This is a genomic window from Aquimarina discodermiae, assembly GCF_040786235.1.
Classification (GTDB): Bacteria; Bacteroidota; Bacteroidia; order Flavobacteriales; family Flavobacteriaceae; genus Aquimarina.
Genome location: NZ_JBFMKP010000036.1, coordinates 1 through 491, shown reverse-complemented (window position 1 = coordinate 491; position 491 = coordinate 1). Strand labels below are relative to the sequence as shown.

Below are 491 nucleotides of genomic sequence, written 5' to 3'. Positions count from 1 at the left end.
ATTGTTCCTATACCCTGAGCATCGGTTACTGTTAAGGTAGTGTTTGTTGTATTGGTTTCGGCATCAGTGATATTCACTTCAAAAGTCTCTTGTGGCTCATTGGTTGTATCTTCAACTGTGGCAACAGTAATACTTGCACTACTATCTCCTGCCGGGATGATAACTGTTAAAGTTGGTTCTGTATAATCATCAGTCTCAACGGCAGTAGCATCATCAACCGTAAAAGTAACTGTGATTGCTTCACTACTTGGATTTGATAAACTCACTGTAAATACAGCATTGTCTCCCTCATCAACCGTAACATCATTGATACTAACAGTAGGCACTGGATCATCATCATCGATTGTTCCTATACCCTGAGCATCGGTAACTGTTAAGGTAGTGTTTGTTGTATTGGTTTCGGCATCAGTGATATTCACTTCAAAAGTCTCTTGTGGCTCATTGGTTGTATCTTCAACTGTGGCAACAGTAATACTTGCACTACTATCTCC

1 protein-coding gene is annotated in these 491 nt (G+C 40.1%); it reads right to left on the bottom strand.

Annotated features, from left to right (window positions below; genetic code table 11):
• On the bottom strand, window positions 1-491 hold a 491-nt coding region (locus ABW636_RS19490; protein ID WP_367591755.1), incomplete at both ends, for a Calx-beta domain-containing protein.